The organism is Peribacillus sp. SIMBA_075 (genome assembly GCF_046534585.1).
This window is the reverse complement of the sequence record NZ_JAWRYN010000560.1, coordinates 1-273: the sequence shown is the minus strand read 5'-3', so window position 1 is coordinate 273 and position 273 is coordinate 1. Positions and strand designations below refer to the sequence as shown.

1 protein-coding gene is annotated in these 273 nt (G+C 35.2%); it reads left to right on the top strand.

The features are described from left to right. Positions 1 to 23: 23 nt before the first annotated feature. A partial coding sequence (locus tag SB775_RS29395) for a GNAT family N-acetyltransferase (RefSeq protein WP_486360715.1) occupies positions 24 to 273 on the top strand: 250 nt, incomplete at its 3' end.

Sequence of the window (273 nt, the reverse complement as noted above, 5' to 3'; positions counted from 1 at the left end):
GGCTTATAAGAAAGGATGATATTATGATTACAGTGAAACATATTGATGCATCTGAAACATACTTATTACGTCAAAAGGTTTTGCGTCCCAATCAATCATTAGAAGATTGTAAATACGATTCAGATTACGAAACAGACGCCTTTCATTTAGGTGCATTTTTATATGATGAACTTGTTAGTATCGCCTCTTTCTCTAAAGAAATACATCCTGATTTACAAGCTGGTACCCACTATCGTCTACGAGGAATGGCAACTTTACCTAATTTCCGAAACC